The organism is Pedobacter nyackensis, from assembly GCF_032678475.1.
Lineage (GTDB): Bacteria > Bacteroidota > Bacteroidia > Sphingobacteriales > Sphingobacteriaceae > Pedobacter > Pedobacter nyackensis_A.
In genome coordinates this window covers 1800030-1823268 of record NZ_JAVTSF010000001.1, presented here as the reverse complement: position 1 = coordinate 1823268, position 23239 = coordinate 1800030, and the positions used below count along the sequence as shown (strand labels likewise).

General features: G+C 38.6%; 11 protein-coding genes. All 11 read left to right on the top strand.

Translation table 11 applies throughout. The features are described from left to right. The 11 genes from R2Q84_RS07255 to R2Q84_RS07205 all read left to right on the top strand — a co-directional run bounded on the left by R2Q84_RS07255 (position 1) and on the right by R2Q84_RS07205 (position 23220). A complete protein-coding gene (locus R2Q84_RS07255) occupies positions 1–1095 on the top strand; it encodes a DUF928 domain-containing protein (RefSeq protein WP_316815869.1) in 1095 nt (364 codons plus the stop codon). Continuing rightward, entirely contained in the window at positions 1092–1508 is a 417-nt protein-coding gene (locus tag R2Q84_RS07250) for a hypothetical protein (RefSeq protein ID WP_316815868.1), read from the top strand. The genes R2Q84_RS07255 and R2Q84_RS07250 overlap by 4 nt, the downstream gene beginning before the upstream one ends. A gap of 1 nt (position 1509) precedes the next feature. Beyond that, positions 1510–7962 carry a hypothetical protein gene (locus R2Q84_RS07245; protein WP_316815867.1) on the top strand — a complete coding sequence of 2151 codons (6453 nt, stop codon included), beginning with the start codon at positions 1510–1512 and terminating at the stop codon, positions 7960–7962. Between the two features lie 14 nt (positions 7963–7976). After that, positions 7977–8765: a hypothetical protein gene (locus tag R2Q84_RS07240; protein ID WP_316815866.1), complete on the top strand. Its 789-nt coding sequence runs from the start codon at positions 7977–7979 to the stop codon at positions 8763–8765. Positions 8766–8775: 10 nt separating this feature from the next. After that, on the top strand, positions 8776–17802 hold the full coding sequence (locus R2Q84_RS07235; RefSeq protein ID WP_316815865.1) for an RHS repeat-associated core domain-containing protein: 9027 nt from the start codon (positions 8776–8778) through the stop codon (positions 17800–17802). After that, positions 17792–18478: an Imm52 family immunity protein gene (locus R2Q84_RS07230; protein ID WP_316815864.1), complete on the top strand. Its 687-nt coding sequence runs from the start codon at positions 17792–17794 to the stop codon at positions 18476–18478. The genes R2Q84_RS07235 and R2Q84_RS07230 overlap by 11 nt, the downstream gene beginning before the upstream one ends. A gap of 197 nt (positions 18479–18675) precedes the next feature. Continuing rightward, a complete protein-coding gene (locus R2Q84_RS07225) occupies positions 18676–18990 on the top strand; it encodes a hypothetical protein (protein WP_316815863.1) in 315 nt (104 codons plus the stop codon). A gap of 231 nt (positions 18991–19221) precedes the next feature. Then, positions 19222–19521: a hypothetical protein gene (locus R2Q84_RS07220; RefSeq protein ID WP_316815862.1), complete on the top strand. Its 300-nt coding sequence runs from the start codon at positions 19222–19224 to the stop codon at positions 19519–19521. A 151-nt stretch (positions 19522–19672) separates the two neighbouring features. Next, positions 19673–22519 (top strand): RHS repeat-associated core domain-containing protein, encoded by a 2847-nt coding sequence (locus R2Q84_RS07215; protein ID WP_316815861.1) that lies wholly within the window; start codon positions 19673–19675, stop codon positions 22517–22519. Position 22520: 1 nt separating this feature from the next. Then, positions 22521–22949 carry a hypothetical protein gene (locus tag R2Q84_RS07210; RefSeq protein WP_316815860.1) on the top strand — a complete coding sequence of 143 codons (429 nt, stop codon included), beginning with the start codon at positions 22521–22523 and terminating at the stop codon, positions 22947–22949. A gap of 55 nt (positions 22950–23004) precedes the next feature. Further along, positions 23005–23220 carry a hypothetical protein gene (locus R2Q84_RS07205; RefSeq protein ID WP_316815859.1) on the top strand — a complete coding sequence of 72 codons (216 nt, stop codon included), beginning with the start codon at positions 23005–23007 and terminating at the stop codon, positions 23218–23220. Positions 23221–23239: the final 19 nt, after the last annotated feature.

The window sequence follows — 23239 nt, the reverse complement described above, 5'->3', positions numbered from 1 at the left end:
ATGCTACATAGAGTTTTAATATTAATGGCATGTATTGCTTTTACGTGCAAGGTATCTGCCCAGGTAAGTATTCATTTTATCCCCGAAGTTTATGGACGAAGCATGGATGGCCTGCTTACGGCAAATATCATAAATGCGGCTGAAAAAAGATCAGTAAGGCTTTCCGTTACTGTTAAGGAAGAAAAATCTGGTAAAGTAGTTAGCATCATTACTCAGCCTTTTACCATTGTTCCCGGTAATAACCCTGTTCCGGTAACAGCAGTGCGGTCGGCCAGTGTGCAAATGGGGAATAGCCCTGTTGCAAATTATGTGCGCAGGAACGGTTACCTGCCACAAGGGAATTACGAGTATAATTACAGTGTTGTTTCAGCGATCTCTGTTGTAGAAGAAGTGATTATTGAACAGATTTTTGAACAGGAGGTATTACCTCCGGCACCACTGGATTTGATTGAGCCATATAACGAAGATAAAATCTGCGAAAAAAGACCTTTACTAACCTGGCAACCATCTATGCCTACCATTCTTGGTACAATGTACGAACTGTTGATGGTCGAAATAAAAGACAGGCAAAGTCCTGTTGAGGCGCTAAACTATAACCTGCCTATTGTAAAACAAAAAGGAATCATGACGCCTATGTTGTTATACCCACCATCATCTAAAGATCTTGTTGAGGGTAAACAATATGCATGGCAGGTAACGGCTTATAAAGACCAGACGGTTATCAACAGGTCGGAGGTTTGGTCGTTTAAGCTGGACTGTAAAGAAGAAGAGGCACCTGTAGAAGATGACAATGGCTATCGGGATATTGAAGATTTGTTTAAAGGCAATTTCTATATAGCGCATGGGGTGGTGAAGTTTGCAGTGGTTAACTCTTATGATGAGCAACCTTTAAAGTATACGATTACTTGTGTTACCGATCCTCAGCAAAAAATAAGGCGATTACCAAAAGTTAAACTTAAAAGAGGAAAGAACAAGATCAATCTTGACTTTTCTACAAATTTTTCTTTTATGGATGGATATTCTTATATCCTAAAGGCCACGCTGCCTGATGGGATGTCGAAAAGTTTAAGGTTTATTTTTAAAGATGTACAATGAGATATTTACAAATACTAGCTGTTGCCATATTTTTTATTTCCTGTTCCAAATCCGTTGCTGTAGTTGAAATTAAAGATAAAGACCTATTGATTCAGGCAACTTGCCAGGAAGGTTCTTCAGCTGAGCCAGATCTGGAATACAAGGTGCGGATCTACCCGGAGCTTAAGTATGGAGAGTCGGTAGATAAGAAAGTGAACGAACAAATGGCTTATCAGATCGATAGCTGTTTTTATAAAATCCGGGGCGTGGAAAAGGAATTTCCCGAGACTGTTATCCCAATTCCGAATGGGATTAAAAACTGTTTTGAATACCTGATCGTGTTTCCAGGAAAGGCGAATGATAAGGAGCCCAATGAATTGCTTTACGATAGTAAATATATTAATGCTACAACCTACAAACTGATTTTTAAATAGCATGAACTGTACATTTAACAGAAAAACCAACAAACGTATAGCCATCATGATGCTTGGCGTTCTCACCATTAATTTGTTGCAGCCTTTAACCGCTTTTGCCCTAACATCAGGTCCGGGGCAACCAGAATCCCAATCTTTCCAACCAGTGGGAATTACGGATATGGTGGATTTGGGTACCGGAGATTTTAAATACAATATCCCTTTACTGGATGTGGATGGATATCCGTTGAACCTCAATTACCAGTCGGGGGTAGGTATGGACGACGAGGCAAGCTGGGTAGGATTGGGCTGGAATTTAAATGTCGGTGCTATCAGCAGGCAATTGCGAGGGATTCCCGATGACTTTGCTGGAGACGAGATTGAAACAGAACACTATACAAAAAAGAAAATAACTGTAGGCGGAAGAATTACTGCCAAATTAGAAAAATTTGGTAATGCGAAAATAGGAGGTTCTTTTTCCTTTGGGATTTTCAGTGATAATTATACAGGCATTGGTGCCGAGATTGGAGCAAATGCCGGTATGTCTTTTTCCTTAACTAATAGCGGCTTATTAACCTCTGGATTAGGGATCGGAGTACTTTCTAATACGGCAAGCGGTGTTGATGTTTCACCTAATGTATCCCTTTCCATCATGGAAAATTCAAAGGAAAAAACGACAAATATTGCCAGCCTCACTTCTTCTTTGGGGTATAATAGTCGTTCAGGTTTAAAGAGTTTAAGCTTCGGAGGAAGTTTTAGTAACTATAACAGTCCAGGTATGTCATTGTCTTTCAATACTGAGCCTGTAATGCCTAAAATACAAATACCCTATAAATCAAAGTACGGATCATTTAGTTTTGATGCGGGTGGAGTGGCTTTTGGTATTTTTGGAGGAGTTGGCGGTACAGGTTATCGAAGTATTCGTGAGGTTGAGAAACCGATACAAAAAAAACCTGGATATGGGTTTTTGTATGCGGAGCTGGGTAAAGACAATAGTGCTGCCGTTATGGATTTTACAAGAGAAAAGGAGAACCCGGTTATTCCGGAATTGCCAAATTTAGCACTGCCTGTTCATACACCTGATATTTTTACTTATAACAGTCAGACTGGCTCTGGCCAATTTAGATTGTACAGAGGTGGAACAGGTATTTTCTTCGATAATAAGGCGGAAGACAAGTCAACGGTGGAAACTTTTGGCGGTGATGTCGGTTTTGGAGCTTATGCCCATGGTGGCATAAGCCACTTTGAACAACAGACCGGTAACAAAACATCTAAATGGCGTAATTCAAATCGTTATCTTGAAAAAGGTGATTTTCAAAATGCATCTAAAACTGATCCAAGGCAACAGCATGTTTATTTCAGAAAAGCAGACGAGAAGAATATTGAAGATACGGTGTTAAATGTGAATAAACTTCATAGTCAGTCCCTTTTATCCATATCAACTTCCGGAAATGCTGCAAATTCATCTTTTTTGATCCGAAATAACTATAGTAGCAACCTCAAGGCTGTTAATCAGAAAATTGTTAAAGACCGGCCGCAGGTTCAAAGTACGGCAATCTCTTATTTAACCGCCAATGAAGCTGCAGTTGCAGGGCTAAATAAAACCATTGATAGCTACGAGTTTAATAAACTTGGATTATTCCAGGTAAAGAATAAGCATGCAGTTAAAAGAACCGATTCGATAGTCAGGAAAAATGATCCGGTAAAGAAAAAACACCATATTTCGGAGATCACAGTAACTGGTAGTGACGGACAAAGGGCCGTTTATGGCTTACCTGTTTATAACCTTAAACATGAAGAATATTCTTTTGCGATGGGCGAAGGTTATGATAGTAAAGACGGAATAGCTGCAATTGGTGAAAACGGTATTGTGAGAAATAAAGGGATAGACCACTATTATCATAAAGAAACACAAGCCCCTTATGCTTATAGCTATTTACTAACCGGCATTCTCTCAGCAGATCATTCTGCTAAAAACATAGACAGCCCCAGCGTTGATGATCAGGGTACAGCAATTCGGTTTCGTTACTCCAAAATATCGAATTATCAATGGCGAACACCTTACAACAATAAATTCAATGACCAAACGATTAGAAAAACAGCTGCATTAAACAGAGGTTTGCTGGCGGATCCGGAGGATGACAAAGGCAGTATTGTTTACGGTGAAAAAGAAATCTACTATGTGCATAGCATTGAGTCGAAAACTAAGATTGCGTATTTTATCACAGAGGATCGTCAGGATGCTATAGGAGTAAATGGTTTAAATGGAGATATGAAAACTGGTGTCCGACAGAAACGCTTAAAAGAGATTCGTTTATACTCAAAGTTCAATACCTCTAAACCAATTAAAGTGGTGAAGTTTGATTATGATTATGAGCTTTGTCCAGGTACACCAAATTCCGATGCGGCAACAAAAGGTAAGCTTACTTTAAAAAGGGTATGGTTTGAATATGGACTGACCCAAAAAGGAGCCAATCACCCCTATAGTTTTACTTATAACAATAAGTACAATAATGTGGTTGTGAGCTATGCCAACATGAAATCTGATCGCTGGGGAACTTACAAGGCCGTTGGGAATCATTTGAATGGGTTGACGAATGAAGAATTTCCCTATAGTACCCAGCTTAAAGACAGTGCAGATGCCGCTGCAGCATTATGGCATATTAAATCGATTCAGTTGCCTTCAGGCGGTAAAATAGAAGTGAATTACGAAGCTGATGATTACGCTTATGTGCAAAATAAGCGGGCAATGGTGATGGTGCCGTTTACAATGGATAACAATAGCCAATCTTTAGATGGTACAGAAGGAATACAAATCGCATTGGATGAGCTTCCCCCTTCAAGAATTACGAATTTGAGTTCGTGTAACGCAGATTTAACCCAATGGTTTAAACGCACTTATTTAAACGGATCGGATTACATTTATACCAAATCGTATGTAAAGATCAGTAATAAGAATGCGCGGAGTTCGGGGATGGATTATGAGTTTATCCCTTCTTATTGTAAAGTATCCTGCGTAACGGTGAATAACGGAGTAGCAAAAGTCATGTTTGAAAAGTCTGATGCTGCGGGCGTAAAAGTAAATCCTATTCTTTTTGCTGCCTGGCAACGTTTAAAAAACGAATATCCACGTTATGCTTATCCGGGCTATAATAATAAAGTGGGTGATGGGGTTAATGGTTTAGAGGCTGCAGTAACAGCAATCTTCAGTGCTGCAGGGAATTTAAGTGAACTTAAGGAAAACTTTTATAAAAAGGCCAATAGAAAGAAGTATGCAACAGCCATAAATCTGACCAAGAGTTTTGCTAAAATTGTCAAAACATCAGGATTTAAAATTGGTGGTGGGGTCCGGGTTAAAAATGTCATCATAAAAGATAACTGGGACGAGTTTACAGGTGATAAATTACGTAAGGAACAGCATTATGGTCAAAGTTATGATTATACGACCATTGACAATGGTAAAAAAATCAGTAGCGGTGTAGCCACTTATGAACCTTCTATTGGGAATGATGAGAATGCGCTAAAACAACCTATCCCATATATTCAAAAAATAAAGGGTGCTATCAATAACTACTTTGAGCTGGAAGAGCCAATTGGAGAATCTTTTTACCCTGCTCCCGCGGTTGGTTATAGTAAAGTTACTGTTCGTGACCTTGATCCTATCGGAAAAGAAACGCCAAATACAGGTTTTATTGTTAATGAGTTTTATACAGCAAAAGACTTTCCTGTTCGTATAAAGGTTTCACCTATGCAGCGACATAACCCAAGGCCGTCAAGTACCTATTCGCTGATTAAAACGCAAAGTGTGGAGGAGATGATCCTATCGCAAGGTTATAGCATTGAATTGAATGATATGCATGGCAAAGCAAAAGCCAATCGTATTTATAACAGATCAGGATCCGAGATCTCGTCTACCGAATATTTTTATAAGGCTGATGGTTTAAACACAGAAGAGCCGATTTTAAACAATCGGGTTAAAGTGATCAGCCCGTCGGGTCAGGTGGAGAATAAGATAATTGGTAGAGATATTGAGTTTTTCACAGATTTTAGGGAGCAGGAAACAAGCAATAGCGGAGACGCAATTAACATTGGTCTCGATGTTATCCCAGCTTTTTGGTTTCCTATCCCTTTACCACATTGGCCTGTAAATGGAAACAATGAGTACAAACTCTTTCGCTCGGCTTGTGCGGTAAAGGTAATTCAAACAACCGGGCTGATTAGTAAAGTGGTGAAAACAGAGAACGGCTCATCTATTGCCGTTGAAAACGTAGCTTATGATGGGGTAACCGGAGAAGCTTTAGTGACTAAAACCCAGAATGAATTTAAGAAGAGTTATTATTCTGTAAATCTGCCAGCTTATTGGGCTTATAAAGGGATGGGGCCAGCCTATCAGACATTGGGAGGCCTGTTACAAAACTTAAATACAGGAGCCAATGGCGTAATTACAAACAGCACATATTCTGGTTATTTAATGGCTGGGGATGAGCTGGTCGATGTTAGTTTGGGTGGGCACTATTGGGTGATTGAAACAGCCGGAGCAAAGCGATTGATAGATAGGGAAGGAAAAGTTAAGACTGTGAGTATTGAAATGGCAAAAGTGATCAGGTCTGGTTATAGGAATATGCTGCAACCACCAACTTCAACTTTGGTTTGTATGGAAAATCCGATAGAGGCAAGTCAGTTTAAATTAGCAGGTAATGGCGACTTGAGCAGTTTGAAGGTGATCAGTACGTCAACGAATTTGTTTGATGAGAAGTGGGCTATATACAAAAATGCTCAAATTGAGAACGGCCTAATTGAAACTGTTCCATTTTTTGTATATGTTGGAGTAGAGTTTCCAAATGGCTCAAATTTCAAATTTACTAATAAACCCCAAGGTCCTGATGGTTTTATAGAAAATGAGTTTTGGAAGAATAAGAACTTTTTTGACAGCGTAGTAGTTACTTCAAATATTTCACATTCACGTACTGGGTTTGATTTTTGCCTAACTATACCTCAAGATGGATATTATTCTGTAGGAGCCTGTCAAGCATTTGTGAAAATAGATGATAATTTTTTGGCAGGTTATAGCAATTATTATTTTCCGCCAACTCGCGATTTTTATACTTGGAATTTATACCCTGAGATATTTCTTTCAGCCGGTAAACATAAACTTCAGATTGATTTTTTCAATGGAAAAGGAGGGGTCGAGGTTTATAGAAATACAGTCAATGAACTAATAAATGTCGATGGAAACGGAACCGGTATAAACAGAATATTTAGTACTGCGCAAATAAAAGGTAAAACGGATCTATTTAGTTGGCGAGATAATCCTCTTATATATCGACACTATTCATTCTCTGGTGGTCCTATCGATATATGCACTCCCCCCATTTCGGCTACCGCTAATATTATAAATCCATACTTTCACGGTTACCTTGGTAACTGGCGTCCTTCTCAAACTAAAGTATACCAAGAGACTCGTAAATATGCTGATATTTTTAACCATGCCAGTAAAAGCATGGATACTAAAACCGCTGGGTATTTAAACAGTTTCAATCCATGGTGGAGATACCAAAATGGATTATGGATTGAAAATCCATCTGTCAAATGGGCAACTGCGAATACAGTGACATTATATGATAAATACGGACAGGAATTGGAGAATAAAGATGCGTTAGGTCGGTACAGTGCAGCAAATTTTGATTTTAACGGGCAACTTCCTTCTGCAGTTGCTTCTAATGCAATGAATCGGGAGATTTATGTAAACAGTTTTGAAGATACTAAATTTAGATTGGCTAATGATTCAACTGTAGTTGGTGAATTCCGCAATGCTTCAGCAGGTAGCAATATGGTTTCTTTAGCCAATTCAAGCCTGTCACACTCTGGGAATTATTGCCTCAATTTAAATTCAAATGGTATTTTGTTGAATACCAATATTCATAGCCTACGCCACAAAACAATAAGTTATCTCACTTCTGATGCTACAGGCTATAAACTGAAAGACACCCTGGGTCTATATCCAAAAGGCTTTGCTCCTTTACCTGCCGAAAAGTATATTATCAGCACATGGGTAAAAGACGCATATCCAGGTAATCGCAGTATCAATATTGCGGTTGCCATAAAAGGAGAAAATGGGTCTTCTAAAACGGTTTCTCTTACATGCAAAGCAATTGTTGAGGGCTGGAAGTTGTTGGAGGGTGAGTTCAACACCGGAGACATTACCTCGGGAAATAAGTTGCAGTTGACCATGAAATCCAACAGTGGGATAGTTAACATCGACGATGTCCGTATTCATCCAAAAGCAGCCCATATGAAAACTTATGCATACGATGATAAGAACTTTAAACTCATGGCCGAACTTGATGAAAATGCCTTTGCTACCTTCTATGAATATGATGATGAAGGCTCATTGGTCAGGGTGAAAAAAGAAACGGAAAGAGGAATCATGACCATAAAGGAGAGTAGATCTTCCTACAAGAAAAATGGTATTTAATAAAAGAATGAATTATGATTAAAGCAAATAAAAAAGCCGGTCTTGTTGCGCTTGTATTGGTACTTGCGAGTATCAGTTTTCTGGGATGGGCAAAATATAAAACTTCATTTGTTAAAGCTACAGGGAAGTCTGCTGTCGTAGATTCTGTAGCCACCTACAAAATAGATACTGCAAAAGTAGCTTTGTTAAAGCGTGTTTACAGTAAGCTCAACTTAAATAAAAGTGAGTTCTTGATTACGGGAAGTATGAGTGCAAAAAACGGTGCGGATACCACAGATCGTTTAAAAAATGCGCAATATGTTTTTAGCAGAAAAGGAACTTCCTTTTACTTTAAAATGGGTGCTACAGAAACCTTTAATGCCAATGGCATTTATCTCTATGTTGATCATGGGATGAAAAAAGTGTTGCTGGCAAAAGAGAAACAGGTAGTGTCAGGTTTTGCTATGCCCGAATTATCCACAGTTTTAAAAACAGTTACTGAAGAGGGATTTAGGTTAAATAGTACAATCAATGGTGAAAACGAGCGGATCAGTTTCACAAATCCTGATCATCTGAGTTGCAAAGAATATTCGGTTACTTTTAACAAACAAAGTTTAGCGCCCAGTAAACTTTATGTGCGGTTGAGCGATGGTGAAGAGCCTGAAAACAACAAAAAAGATAACGTGATCGACTTCAGGATTCAACGCTCTTCCACCGATTCAGAAATAGCCAGATATATCGCCCAAAATATCGTCATAAAAGGAAATAAATCATGGTCGTTAGGCCCTGCATTTAAAAATTACGAATTAATCAATACGCTTTAATAAAGATCATATGATGCCAAACGCTTTCCGCAGTATACTCAGTTTGTTTTGTTTGATGTTACTTTTTGCTGGCGAATGTTTTGCCGGTGTAGAACCTTATGAAAACTTTATAAAAGGACAAATTCGTAAGAATGATTCTTTGCAGGTTAAAGATGAAAAGTTCAAAAATCCGCAATTCAACTGGGCAGATATCACTAATATTTCTGTACAGAATTCCATTGCCCTGAGGATTCTGGATGAAGAGGCAATTAGTCGTTCTTTTAGTTGCAAACTAAAACTCAAAATCGAATATTTCTCTGATCCCGAACAAGTAAAAGCAACATTAATAGATTCTGTAAGCTTAAACGTTAACTATAATAAGGAAGCCGGGGCAGTTTACCAGGGGAAAGACGTTTATAAGTTCATAAATGGTTATGCCGTAAAGATTACAGTAATTGACATTAATTCGCCAGAGTTTGGTTCCGAAATACCACCGGTTTTAGAGCTTAGCAGTCAGATTGTCATAGATAGAAAGTACGTCTTTAGACCATTTTTGCCTCTCGAATTAAACGGTGAGCTTTCGGGTAGTGGAACAAATGCCGGCTTAAGGAGTGTGAGTACCGGAACTGTAAATGGCAATAATTTGTCTTTAACCTGGGCTGGAGCTGTGGGTGATGAAGAGTTCGATGTGGAGTGGGTTACTATAGATCAAGGTTCCGAATGGTCGCTGCTCGCAGACTCTATGAATACGAATAAGCTAGGTTCCTATGATGCTCGAATTGGGCAGATGTTTCGGAATAATGCAGCAAGGATCACCACCACGGAGCATAGCTATCTCATCTCACTAATTTATAATGCAAATTATATTGCTGTGCGCATGCGACAAGCGCATTATGTGGATGGGATTAGGATTCCGGGCGACTGGTTTTATAAGAAAACAGACAATAAATATGCTATCTGGGAACTTTCAACATGGCATGAAGAAAAACTCAACTGGCAGTATTCCGCATCTTATGCCGAAGGAGGAAAAAAGAAAGAGGTTGTCAGTTATTTTGATGGATCCCTGCGTGGACGTCAAACGGTAACTTTAAGCAATAGTGGAGTCGATGTAGTTGATGGCGATAAAACTGTGGCTGTGGTTCAGGAGAATATTTATGACCAGTTTGGACGTGCCGCGGCTAGTATTTTACCAGCCCCTGTAAAGGGAAGCGGTGTCCCGAGCTTACAATATTTTCATAACCTCAACTTAAATAGCAAGGATAGTACTTATAATTTTCTTGACTTGAATTCTGCGCTTTGCGAACCTAATCCCAAGGTGCTAAAAGTTACTTCAGGGGCCGCTAAGTATTATTCCAGTGGGAATGATTTCAAAGCGCTTCGTCCTTACAATATGTATATTCCAGATGCGCAAGGTTATCCACTAAGTGTTACCCAATATACTGCAGACAATACAGGTAGAATCAAGATCCAGGGTGGGGTGGGACCAGTGTTTCAACCTGGAACCCCAGGTCAAAGCCGTACTACGAAATATTTTTATGGCAAACCAGAACAATGGGAGATCGATCGTTTGTTTGGTAATGATGTAGGCTATGCAGAACATTATCTAAAGAACATGGTGGTTGATCCTAACGGGCAGATTAGCATTAGTTATCTTAATGCCGGGGGCAAAACAATAGCAACTGCTTTGACTGGATCAAGCCCCGATAATGTAGATTCATTAAGCACTATTGCGGGCGAAAAGAGAAGAAAAACAAGAATCTTAAAGCCAGAACAATTTCGTTTTGATGGAAGTTCACTTAAGCTTAGTGCAACTACTACCTATATGGCTGCAGTAACAGGCTCTGATACTTTGCAGTATAGTGTAAAAAAACTGATTAGTCTTTATGGACAGCAGGGGAATTTTAAACCTTGCAGCAACTGCCATTATAAACTCACCATTACGGTTAATGATGATTGTGGAAACCCTATAGCACTTAACAAAGTGATGCCCATCAGTATAGGCTCTGACACCGCAAATTGTAATGATAATGGACTTGCTGAAGAAACGCTGGTTGTGAATTTTACATCAATCGGATCTTACTACATCACCTTTGAATTTGCGCTGGACAAAACCGTAATTGAAAATTTTACGGACACTTACATAACAAGTGCACAAGATGCAGGTGTAATTAAGAAAAAACAGGAATTTATTGTAAAGCATTTCAGGGATGCAAGTTTTATAGATTGTTTTGCTGATTGTAAAACGGCCAGAAAGAAATTAGGAACATTGACTGATTTTTCTACAATGTTTAAGAACAAACTGATTGATCTGGGAGAGGAAGAACCTAATAGTTATACATCTTATATAAGTGAGCTTCATCAAAGTTTATCCAGAAAGGTAGATACACTGGAAATGAAATGTATTTCGGCTCCGGTATCTCCCTGTGAAATTTACCGCACTCCAATGCTTGCTGATGTTTCTCCCGGTGGACAATATGCTTTAATGGATGCATTGGGCAATTTTATCGAACCAGAAGTTAATGTAATTACCAGTTATTTTAAGAATGGGGTATTTAATAATGGGACTACAACTACAGATTCTATATATATAGTTACAAAAGATAATGGTACCACTGCTACACCATACGATAGTAATTTTAGCATTGAAGATCTTAAAAAGTACTGGCGGCCGGAATGGGCTGAACTATTTTTACCTTTTCATCCGGAATATTGTAAGCTATTATTCTGTAATGAGAATGCGGTATCGATGAATTGGGATGAAAAATTAAGAAATACCGATGCCCATGCTGATATCCCTTCGGTTGCAAGTCCAGCCGTTTTTAGCAATACACTGAGTGATTGGTTACTTACCGCCGATCCATTTTTTAAGACTGTTAAAGGCGCACCTTATCTGCCAGCGATGAGGGCTGATCTGAATAATTATAGCAGCAATGTTCTAGGTCTGAGTTTAGCTAAAGCTGTCGGTAAGGGCTTAAGCCAGTTTGTCGATTATCAGTTGTATTGTGCAGATTCAACGGCGACTACTTATCAGACCACATCCGATCGCTGGACAAATTGTGCACCTAAAGTTGAGTGTCGTGTAAGGGATAGGGAATGGCAGTTGTATAGAGATCTGTACCTGGATTTAAAACAGAAGTATTTTGAACAGTCGAGGAGTGATAGTACATGTAAAAACATTTGTGTGGTTGGTACTCCGGTAAGCTTACCTCCCAAAGGAAATACGGTTAATGAATGTAGTACTGTTTTAACTTTGGGCGCCGCTGGAAAACAATTGAATGCAAATCAATTTGTTGCTGAGTCTGGTACTACAAGAAATACATACACGCTTGTAAAAGGAACACCCGGTGTAACTCCTGGTGTGCCAAATGTTTGTAGCGGGAGTAATGGTACTCCCATATTTTATCCTTGCCTATCTATTCTCATGCCGAATGGAACTTATAGGAAATTTACTAATGTTTGGCGGTTTATCTGTACAGAAACGATTCCACCACCTTGTGCCAATGAAGGTTCCGTCTTTTCAAGTAGTCCGATTACTAATAATAAATTTTATGTAATTAGACCTTATGGTAATTTTAATAGAGATCATTATACTATCATTTCTGGATATAGCCAAAATAATCGGCCGAATGTTGAGTCTTGCGATGATTCTTCTGATTTATATTTTTACAACTGTTATACTGTTTATGATAATATTGGTAATGAGTTAGCTAGTTATAGAGATGTATGGATTCATGTTTGTTATGATATTCCTAATTGCGAAGAGCCTTTGACCTATCATGTTGATCATAACTACTATCATGATGGTGCGGGTAATTATCAATATACGAATTCTGTTATTAACGTTGATTATTTTGTATCTAAGGTATATCCATCTACATCTAGTTGCAATGGCAGGTTTCCAACAATAAATTTTTACTCTTGTTTAAGCTTTTACAATCTTTACGGCCAATTGTTGAAAGATCACACAAACGTTTGGCTTTTAACATGTGATAGAAGTTTTAATCGAAGCTCAATTAGTCCAGATTCATTAGACACGATAACAGCTAATACTCAGTTACCGACTCAAATTTTTCAGAGTAATAATTTTGTCGATGCTGATAAAAAAGCACATGAAACTATAATTACTAATATACACAATAATCAAATTTATAGTATAATAAATGCCGATTCTATCAATACAACAACCGTTTTGCCATATGCAAAGCCGGTATCTAAAATAAGCTTTTCCCCGTATGAATATAAGTCTACCTTCCTTATAGAAATAGCCCATAAAGCTTTTAGAAAATTGAAAAATGTCTGGGTAGCAACCTATTTAAGCCCTGAAAATTTAAAAGCTGAGAACATAGAGGAAGCGGCATTGCCTTTTACTCCTAATGCGCTTCAGGCTCCTTGCCCCGCAGTGTTATCAACAAAGAAGTCCCATTTTACTTCGGTAAACAGAACTACTCCTTCGTCAAATATAGATGCTTTAGAAGTTTTCAATAATGCTGAGTCGGAATTACAAGATTCGATTGCTTCGTTCTGCAAAAATAATGCTGATATGTGGATGAAGCGATTGGATACAGCAGTGATTAATAATTCACAAGTAGATACTGCATTGTTACGATTGAAACTGATTGAACTATGTTCGATGGGAGGAGATGCAAGCCACCCATTCGGAGCAAGTAGTTTAAAATCAGGATCAATTCTGGTAAACGGTATTCGATGCAGTAGCTTTGGGGAGATCATTAAGGTCATTTTTGGGATACAAAAATTTACCAGGCACGTAAACCCCTGGTTAATTGAGTCTCCTTATCCGTACACACCCGTCCAACATGCTACCGAGAAAATAATTTCAAGTACGAGTAATGAACTTTGCACTGCGATAAACCAGTTAAAACCGAACGGGGCAACAAACCTGCAGTTTTACAACCACCTAAAGACAGAATACGGTGCTGCAATGACGCTGAATTTTGATGATTTCGATGCGCTTTTAGCTGGCTGTGGTAATTGTAAGTTTTTACTGAAGAAAGATATCCAATTGCCCCAGTTTTTAATCCCCGGAGGTAAAGGATGTATCACCAGAACAGAGTATACAAACGCGATGGATTCATTATCGTTTCACTTCTCTGATGTGCCAAGTGCAACCTGGTACGACTACGAAACTATTGTAACAAACTATTTGAATTTTAAGTGGGGTTTCTCCTTTAGCTACGATCAATATCAGGATTTTGCAAACACTCCAACCAGACAGAAATTATGTAATGAGGCGCTCTTTACAAGCTTCGAAGAAGATCCCTACGCTTGCATTAAAACTGCCATTGAAGTGGCACATGGACAAGCTACCCGGGAATATCTGGCCTACATTAATGAAGAACGTGATAAGTTTAGAAATGCCTATGTAAGTGATTGTGCTGCGGCAAAACCATCGGTCGACCTTACTGCTAAAGAAAAGATATACCACTATACTCTGTACTATTACGATCTGGCTGGAAACCTCATCCGTACAGTACCTCCGGAGGGTGTAAACCCATTGTCGGATATTGAAACGGCATTGGTAGATAAAGCGAGACAATTTGAACCTGATTTATGCACATACAATGGTCCGACGGCTAATGCAATTAAGACGGATGCTTTTCAAAGCTTGTCGAATACATTAGCATATGATGGAAATGCTGCGGTGGAAATGTGGCTTCACCAAAATGATAACCTGAGCAGGCAGATGCTTGTGACTACGACGGACACGAAGTATATGTTCCAGGCCTCTATTAACGATAAACTGCTGAGCATTGATATTTACACGCTGCGTAAGGATGATGCCACATCTGTGAGTATTATTCATTCTAATCATGCACAGGTAAATATTGCTTCACTTCTACCTTTAGTGCCCTGGACCCATATTGTTGTACAGGGAAATAAACTCGCCTCCGGTTCATTGGAATTATGGGTCAACGGGAAACGCTACCCGGTAGTAGCAACCTCGCCTGGTTCTGGCAGTACCTGGACTATAACGAGTTTGCCTTCCTTACAATTGCCCGAAAATATTGCAAACTTAAAGCATCTGCGGATGTACAACGGTCGTCTACTGACGGCCAATGAGATCAAGGAAAATGCAGAGAGTGGTTGTTTCCGGATATTTGATAATATCATCACAAATAAATACCGTTTCAATGTACCTCTTGCCGGAGGTATCACGCTTGCAGAAGGTACTAATGTGGAAACGCAATTTAATCCTACTTTCCCTTTAAATGGTTTAACCACTACTTATGCATATAACAGCACCAACCAGGTAATCAGACAGGCAAGCCCTGATGGTGGCACAAGTCGTTTTTGGTACGATGAACTGAGCAGGTTGGTGATCTCTCAGAACGCGAAACAAACAATAGGAGGAAAGTATAGCTATACGGATTACGATAATCTAGGACGGATTAGAGAAGTCGGAGAGAAAACCGTTACTGATGCGACCTTAACTACACCTGAACAGCAGGCAACTCCGGGATATTTAACTGATGTTTTTTACAGAGGTTTTCTAACCAGAGGTAACGATACCGAGCTTACGCAAACCATTTACGATGTTCCGGCCGTTGGCCCGGGGATTGACGTCAGTGTGGCGCAAAGTAATCTTCGTAAACGCGTAGCAGCATCTGTGTACAGGCCAACACGAACCAGTACCAGTATCAATGCCAGTTATTACAATTATGATTTATCGGGTAATGTAAAAACGCTTTATCAGCAGCTTGCAGGTTTAGACAGCACAAGAACGCTGAACTATGAGTATGACCTGGTTAGTGGAAAAGTAAATTTACTGGCTTATCAACATGGTAAAAGAGACCGGTTTTATTACAAATATAATTACGATGCTGAAAACAGGTTGATTGCTGCTTATACCAGCGATTCCGTACATCTGGATCCCTATGGTTTCCGAAGTACTATTTTCACCGGACATGAACGTTTGGATGCTAAATATGAATATTACTTACATGGTCCATTGGCCAGGATGGAGCTTGGTCGCGAGGAACAGAAAGTACAAGGAGTTGACTATGTTTATACGCTACAAGGCTGGTTAAAAGGTGTAAACGGGAATAAACTCTCCGGAGCAGGAATCATAGATGTTGGGAATGATAAGGCTACTATAGCAAAAGATGCTTTGGCTTATAGTTTAGGCTATTACCCGGGTGACTATGTTCCGATTGGCGGAGCAGGTTCCACCGCATTTAATATGAATTATCAGCCAGGTGCAGGAGATATTACCGGGCAAAGTCTTTACAATGGTAACATTAGTAGCAGTACTTATGCAATAGAGAGTGTTGGCGCTGGTAATACCGTTGGTTATACTTACAAATATGATCAACTGAACAGATTGAAAAAGTTGCGTCAGCATAATTTAAGTAGTGCCACTGGCACCTGGGCTGCGGGCACCATTAGCCTTAATAATTACAGTGAAGATTTTGATTATGATGGAAATGGAAACATACTTGCGCTGAAGCGAAATGGTGCAGGCTCTACCATGGATCAATTGGCTTATGGTTACAACAGAGATGCAAACTTGAAGCTGTTGAACAATAAGTTAGGTGTTTTAACTGATGGAGCTAGTAGTAATACTACTGATGAGTTAAAAGGGACAAACAACTATCGTTATGATGAAATTGGTAACCTAATTGAGGAGAAAAAAGATGGTGCTTTGGTTGCGGGTTTCGACTGGACGGTTTATGGAAAGATTGCTAAGGTCAATAAAACCAATCCAGCAGAAAACATCGTTTATGGTTATGATCCGACAGGTAACAGGGTTAGTAAAACGATCAACAATATCACCACCTGGTATGTTCGGGATGCACAGGGTAATTCACTTGCGGTATATGACAACAAATCTGGAGGGGTTAACTGGCGCGAACAGCAATTGTATGGCAGCAGTCGTTTGGGGATGTGGAAACCAAACTTTAACTTAGCTAAAGATAGTATCAGGTTCAAGTGGAATTCTACCGGCCTGAAGTTCTTTGAATTGAATAACCACCTGGGTAACGTGATGTCGGTAATTAACGACGACCGTACCGGAGGTAGTGGGAATTATGCTCCTATTGTGATCAATGCACAGGATTATTATGCTTTTGGTAGTATGATGCCTGGCAGAACGCATACGCTTGGCAGTTCTTCTGCTTATCGTTACGGGTTTAATGGTAAGGAGAATGATAATGAGGTGAAGGGGACAGGGAACCAGCAGGATTACGGGATGCGGATCTATGATCCGAGGATAGCGAAGTTCTTGAGTGTGGATCCTTTAACTAAAGAGTACCCTTGGTATACTCCTTATCAATTTGCGGGAAACAATCCCATTAAATTTGTTGATTTGGATGGGGCAGAAGAATATAATCCAGGTGAAGATCCATTTTTTATTGGAAAATTAGTTCTTACAACTTGGTATGATACTAAACATTCTATTGAGAATATAGTATTGAATAAGTTTTATACTCCAAAAGATCCTGGTAAAAAATGGCTTGCAACTTATAAAGTCAACAAAAATGGAGACCCAATATTTGAGACGGTATTCAAACTAGTTCCTAGACAAGGAGTTTTGGTTGAAGGCCTGGAGACGGCACTAGATCTTGTAAATATTGCTGGAAGATCAAAAATAGATGCAACAGATTTCCTTTCCGTGAAGACTGAGGGTAAGGCACAGAGCACAAAAGCGGCAAAGAATCTATTAGATGGATTTGTGAAAAAGGCGCATTATATGTCTGATATTGCAAAGAGATACCAAAGTCAAATTAGTGGATTAGCGGGAGATATTGATTATAGATTGAATAAAGTCCATTTTGATGGTATGAAGGATGGGGTTTTGCTGGAAGCAAAGGGTTTAGGTTATAAAAAACTTTTGAAGAATGAGAAGACTAGAGATAATGTTTTGGATAATTTGCTGAACCAAGCAGAGAGACAGGTAGATGCAGCTAAGGGTAAAAAGCTTGAGTGGCATTTTGCGGAAAAGGAAGCTGCAGATGACTTTTCAAGGGTATTAAGGGAAAATAAAATTGAAGGAATAGACGTTAAGCATACACCAATAAAATTTGAAAAAAGTGGGAATTAATAAAATATATTTGTATTGGGCTTGTAATGAACTAAGTTTAATTGATCGGGCAATAGATATAAGTGGTTATTTGAAGTCAATCGCAAGTTTTTTGCCGGTTGCAAAACTGAAGATTGCTGACGGTAAAAAAGGTAAAGAAGTTAAAATGGAATCTTCATCTGAGACTGTTTCTATTATTCTTGAACAAATAAAACGAGAGATTAGAAAACATTATAAGGAAAAAGATATTCCTGATGATTTTACTGAAAAGGTAAGTAGCCGTGTCTCATTTCGATCTGAAGGCCTTAGTTTTAGAATCGCAATTGGAGGTTGTCAGGAAAATGCCTCAAACAATATAATTATTGAAGGTCGAAATCTGCATTTATTAGATGTTCCAGAGCTTTTTAAAACCAGTATAAATTATTTTAAGCCAGATTGGGGAGTAATTACACAAATTGACTACATAGAAGAAGAACTTGGTCAAACTATAGATGAATATTGGTTTGGTTGGATGACCTACTTTTCTAAAACAATTAGGTTGCCAGAAATTCCACAAAACATAATTACTGAAGAGCTTTCAACTGGTGGCAAGTTATTAATCACTTCTCATGAACCATTTAATCCGCAAATTATTGAACATTCAAATAAAGCGAAAGCTCTTGTGACCGCCTTTAGAAAAGCTGGTATGTTTAGATAGTTCTTATCGTGAATGAAATCCATAGTATCCCGAAGTGATGCTAACTTCATGTGGCAGAAAAAAGTTCTTTGAATAGAAACATTTAAATAGAACAAAGGAAATAAAAACAAACTGATGGAACTAAACTTTGAAGATCAAGGAGAAAAAAAAATATTAAAAGGGTAACGATTGATATTATTAGAAACAGTATAATAAATTTGGAGTCTAATGTAAGTCCTTATGTAATATTTTCTCTTAATAACAATGATTTTATACAATGTGCCGGAGGTATTAAAAGTCTAGTGGTCGAAGCAAGATTTTATGAGGGAGATTCATTTAAGCATTTTATTATAGGGAAAAAAGAGATGAGTAATGTTTGGCATACAATTGAATGTAAAGTTGGGCCAATAAGAGTGCTTGGTCATGAGGTGTTAAATGTTGATGAAGCCTTAGAATTATTTAGTTATTTTTATTTTGAGAATGATATTTTGCCCACCTATAACAAAAGAAATATAACGAAGCAGTTTGCATAACTGGATAAACGACTATAAGCTGATCCCTCTTCGTTAACTATATGTAATTTTATCAACCCTATTTTTGTGGTTAATTTTAAGATTTTCGTTATCTTTATAATGCGAAATCCGTTGGAGTAATCTAACAAATAATTTATTTACAATATCCCAGGCGAGCAGCTGAAAGTACTGCAATTCTTCCGGTATCCGGCGGGTTTCGCAGCGACCTGGGCTTTTTGAAACTTTTCAATTATGCGAAACCCGAAAAATCAAACTGCTGCTTCAACCTTCCGGCCAAAGGTCGACCAGGTTAAACAACCCAACAAAACATGTACATGTGGAGCTTGTGATCCACCAAAGCCAAAACTTCCTGCCGGAATGCGAAGCCTTAAAATTCAACAGAAAATTGTAGCCCATGTAAGGTCGTCTACACTTGTTCCGGTTATTACGTTGGCAGGTGAATGGTTGCGTAAATCAGGATTTGAATATCAAAAACATATCGTTGTTATAGAAAAGAAAGGACAGTTAATTATTAATCTGGATACGGCCTAAGTGTTTTGATTTCTCATCCATGGAATCATAAGGCTATTTTTTATAAAGTAGCCTTTTTTCTTTTCTAGTCTTCTTTGATAATATCGTCACAAATAAATATCGTCTCAATGTACCACTTGCCGGAGGTATTACACTTGCAGAAGGTACTAATGTGGAAACGCAATTTAATCCTATGTTCCTTTTAAATGATTTAACCACTACCTACGCCTACAATAGTGCCAATCAAGTTATCAAACAGGAAACTCCGGATGCAGGAGTAAGTAGGTTCTGGTATGATTTACAGAGCCGGTTGGTGATCTCGCAAAATGCGAAACAAGCGCCCTTAAATAAACACAGTTACACTAAATATGATTCATTGGGGCGTATTACAGAAGTTGGTGAAAAGTTAAATGGAAATCTTGCTTTGCAAGATCTTCCAGATTATTTGCCGCAAAGTAGTTACTTAAGCTTTTTGTCTTCGGGTACCAATAGCCAGCTTACCCAAACTTTTTATGATGCAAAGCCTCCGGTAGGAAATGGTATACCGAATATCCTCTTGAAAGATAATTTGCGTAAACGTGTAACCGCAAGTATTTATAGAGAAAATGACAGTGATACCAGCATCAATGCAAGTTATTATGATTACGACCTTTCCGGGAACGTGAAAACCTTGTATCAGCAGGTACATGGCCTTGGGGTAAAAAAGATAAATTATGAATATGATCTTGCCAGTGGAAAAGTGAACTTCGTAGCTTATCAACCGGGTCAGTTTGATCAGTTTTACTATGCTTATAAATATGACCAGGAAAACCGCTTGACTGAAGCCTGGAGTGGGGTAGAAGCTAACATGGTACCTTATGGTATCGGCAGCAAACTGAACCTGGCTACCCAGAAACAGGATGCGAGCTATCGTTATTATCTTCATGGCCCATTGGCAAGGGTAGATTTAGGTCCTTTGGGCGGTAAAGTACAAGGGCTGGATTATGCCTATACTTTGCAGGGCTGGTTAAAAGGAGTAAATGGTAATACATTGTTACCTGCCAATGACCAGGGGGGAGACGGTAACAATGGTATAGCCAAAGATGCGATGGCCTACAGCCTGGGGTATTATCCAAATGACTATATGCCTATCGGTTCGGGTTCAGCCTATAGTATGAAATGGCAACCTGGTGGCGAAACAGGTAAGGCGCTGTTTAATGGTAACATCAGTAATAGTACGGTAGCCATAAAAGGGATCAATGGTGATAATCCTACCGGATATACCTACGCATATGATCAGCTGAACAGACTGACAAAGATGCGCCAACACGATTTAAGTAATAGCACAACCGTCTGGGGTGGTAATGGTACAGAAAAATACAAAGAAAACTATACCTATGACGGAAATGGCAATATCCTGACGCTACAGCGTAATGGTTCAGGAGGTACCTTGATGGATAATCTGAGCTATACGTATAATAAGGTCAATGGTAAGTTGCAGAACAATAAATTGTCGCAGCTAAAAGATGATAGCAATTCAAGTAACCAGTCTGGCGAATTGTTAAATGGATTAAGAAATTATACTTACGATGCTATAGGGAACCTGATCACTGATAAGTACGCTGATACTACCAGTGTAATAGAATGGAATGTTTATGGTAAGATTAAGAAAGTTACCTTGCGTAATAATAGCGTTCTTGATTATACATACGATGCTGCAGGGAACAGAGTTAGTAAGAAGCTAGGGACTTTAACAACCTGGTATGTGCGCGACGCTCAGGGGAATTCACTTGGTGTTTACGATAATGCAGGGAGTGTGACAAACTGGAAAGAGCAGCAGCTTTATGGCAGTAGCCGTTTGGGGATGTGGAAACCAAACTTTAACTTAGCTAAAGATAGTGCGAGGGTTAAATGGAATTCCACCGGACTGAAGTTCTTTGAGTTAAACAATCATCTGGGGAATGTACTTGCAGTAATTTCCGATAAGGCGATCAATTCTATTCCTGAGGTTGTGAGCGGACAGGATTATTACCCCTTTGGGATGATCCAGCCGGGAAGATCATTCAGTTCTGCTAAATATCGTTACGGGTTTAATGGTAAGGAGAATGACAATGAGGTAAAAGGGACAGGTAACCAGCAGGATTACGGGATGCGGATCTATGATCCGAGGATTGCGAAGTTCTTGAGTGTGGATCCTTTAACATCAAAGTATCCCGAATTAACACCATATCAGTTTGCTTCTAATCGACCTATTGATGGGATCGATTTAGATGGACTAGAATGGTATCCCGCTATGAAAAAAGACGCTAAAACTGGGCAGTATGTGCCAGATAATAAAACTACACTTGATATGATGCACTCTCAAAATGCTATTATATCAGATTTTATTAGAGGTGGAGCGAAGTTCATGGCAGCTACAATTGGAGCTATATTAGAGATACCTTTACAGGTACATCAAAAAGGAATGTCTGAACCAGCAAAACAAAATGCATTTCCGTTAACTTACGGACAGGATTTTGGAACTCTTGCTTTAGGAGCTGTTGAAGGACCTGTAAGGTCTATTGGAGATGTAATTTACTATCCGGAAGATGCTGAAAAATGGGGACAATTAGCTGCTACCGCCTTACTTTTTAGAGGGACATTTAAAGAAAATATATCAATTTATAAGTTGGATGCGTCAAACCGAGGATTTGCTTATGAAAAAGCTAGGGGAGGAAACTCACCTAATAATTTCCCTACAATTGATAGGTTATATGGACGCGAAGTGACTAGTATTAAGAGCATTGATTTAACGGCAAAGTCGTATAAAAATAATAGTATTCTTTATAACACATTAAGAAAGTATGTTGATGCGCTTGATAAGTTTGAATCCGGCACAAGTGGAGGGAAACTCGTAACGGAACTCGATTATAGTTCAAAAGCATTGGATGTTGGATATCAAAAAGGTACCGCTTCAAAGGCGCAACTAGGTGTTTTTGAGAGAATTAAAAAGTATGCCGAAGAGAAAAAAATAAAAGTAGAATTTAATCAAGTTAAATAATATGAGAAGCGTGATTTATGAACTAAATGATAAATATAAAATAGTAACCTATTCTCAATTGCCGTCTGGAATTTGGTCTGCAACTAGTAGTATTGATACTATTTGGAAGGAAGAGGCTACATTTAGCTATTTTGAAAAATTGTTAAAGATTCTAAATGCATCGAATAATAAATTAAAAGAAAAGGATGCATTATCAACCCCTGATTTTTATAATCTTTTAGGTTTAAAAAAAGGAACCAAAATAGAAAAGGTAGCAAAGAGTTTTATGGTTATACTTGACAATGATAACCTTTCTTTTATCCCTAATAAAAGAAATGATAAACGAACTCATTATCTTCCTCAATTTAAAGATAAATTGGATTACAGTTTAAAGGACGATTATTTAGATGTTAAGAGAGTCTTTATTGAAGTATTAAATAAATGTGATTAGATATCGCGAGGGAGATGATTCAGTTTAGCTCTTTACCGTTGTAGGTTCCTTCAACTTGGAAAAAGTTATTGCTATGATGCTACTTTTGGTTGTAGATTGTAGCGGAAATGCTAAACGAGATATGGATAAAATTAACTTGAGCAATGAGGTAAGTGTTGCTTGTAAAGTACTTTCTAAAGAAGAATATGCTTCTTTGCTAGAAGCAAGTTCGAAAGAGTTTATAGGTAGAAATTTAGAAAAGTATAATCTAATGGTACGTGTATGTTCTTGAGTTTTCAAAGTATGAGTTA

Excerpts from the sequence above, each read along its gene's own strand:
- R2Q84_RS07255 (WP_316815869.1), top strand. The coding sequence starts at position 1 with ATGCTACATAGAGTTTTAATATTAATGGCATGTATTGCTTTTACGTGC.
- R2Q84_RS07250 (WP_316815868.1), top strand. The coding sequence starts at position 1,092 with ATGAGATATTTACAAATACTAGCTGTTGCCATATTTTTTATTTCCTGT.
- R2Q84_RS07245 (WP_316815867.1), top strand. The coding sequence starts at position 1,510 with ATGAACTGTACATTTAACAGAAAAACCAACAAACGTATAGCCATCATG.
- R2Q84_RS07240 (WP_316815866.1), top strand. The coding sequence starts at position 7,977 with ATGATTAAAGCAAATAAAAAAGCCGGTCTTGTTGCGCTTGTATTGGTA.
- R2Q84_RS07235 (WP_316815865.1), top strand. The coding sequence starts at position 8,776 with ATGATGCCAAACGCTTTCCGCAGTATACTCAGTTTGTTTTGTTTGATG.
- R2Q84_RS07220 (WP_316815862.1), top strand. The coding sequence starts at position 19,222 with ATGCGAAACCCGAAAAATCAAACTGCTGCTTCAACCTTCCGGCCAAAG.
- R2Q84_RS07210 (WP_316815860.1), top strand. The coding sequence starts at position 22,521 with ATGAGAAGCGTGATTTATGAACTAAATGATAAATATAAAATAGTAACC.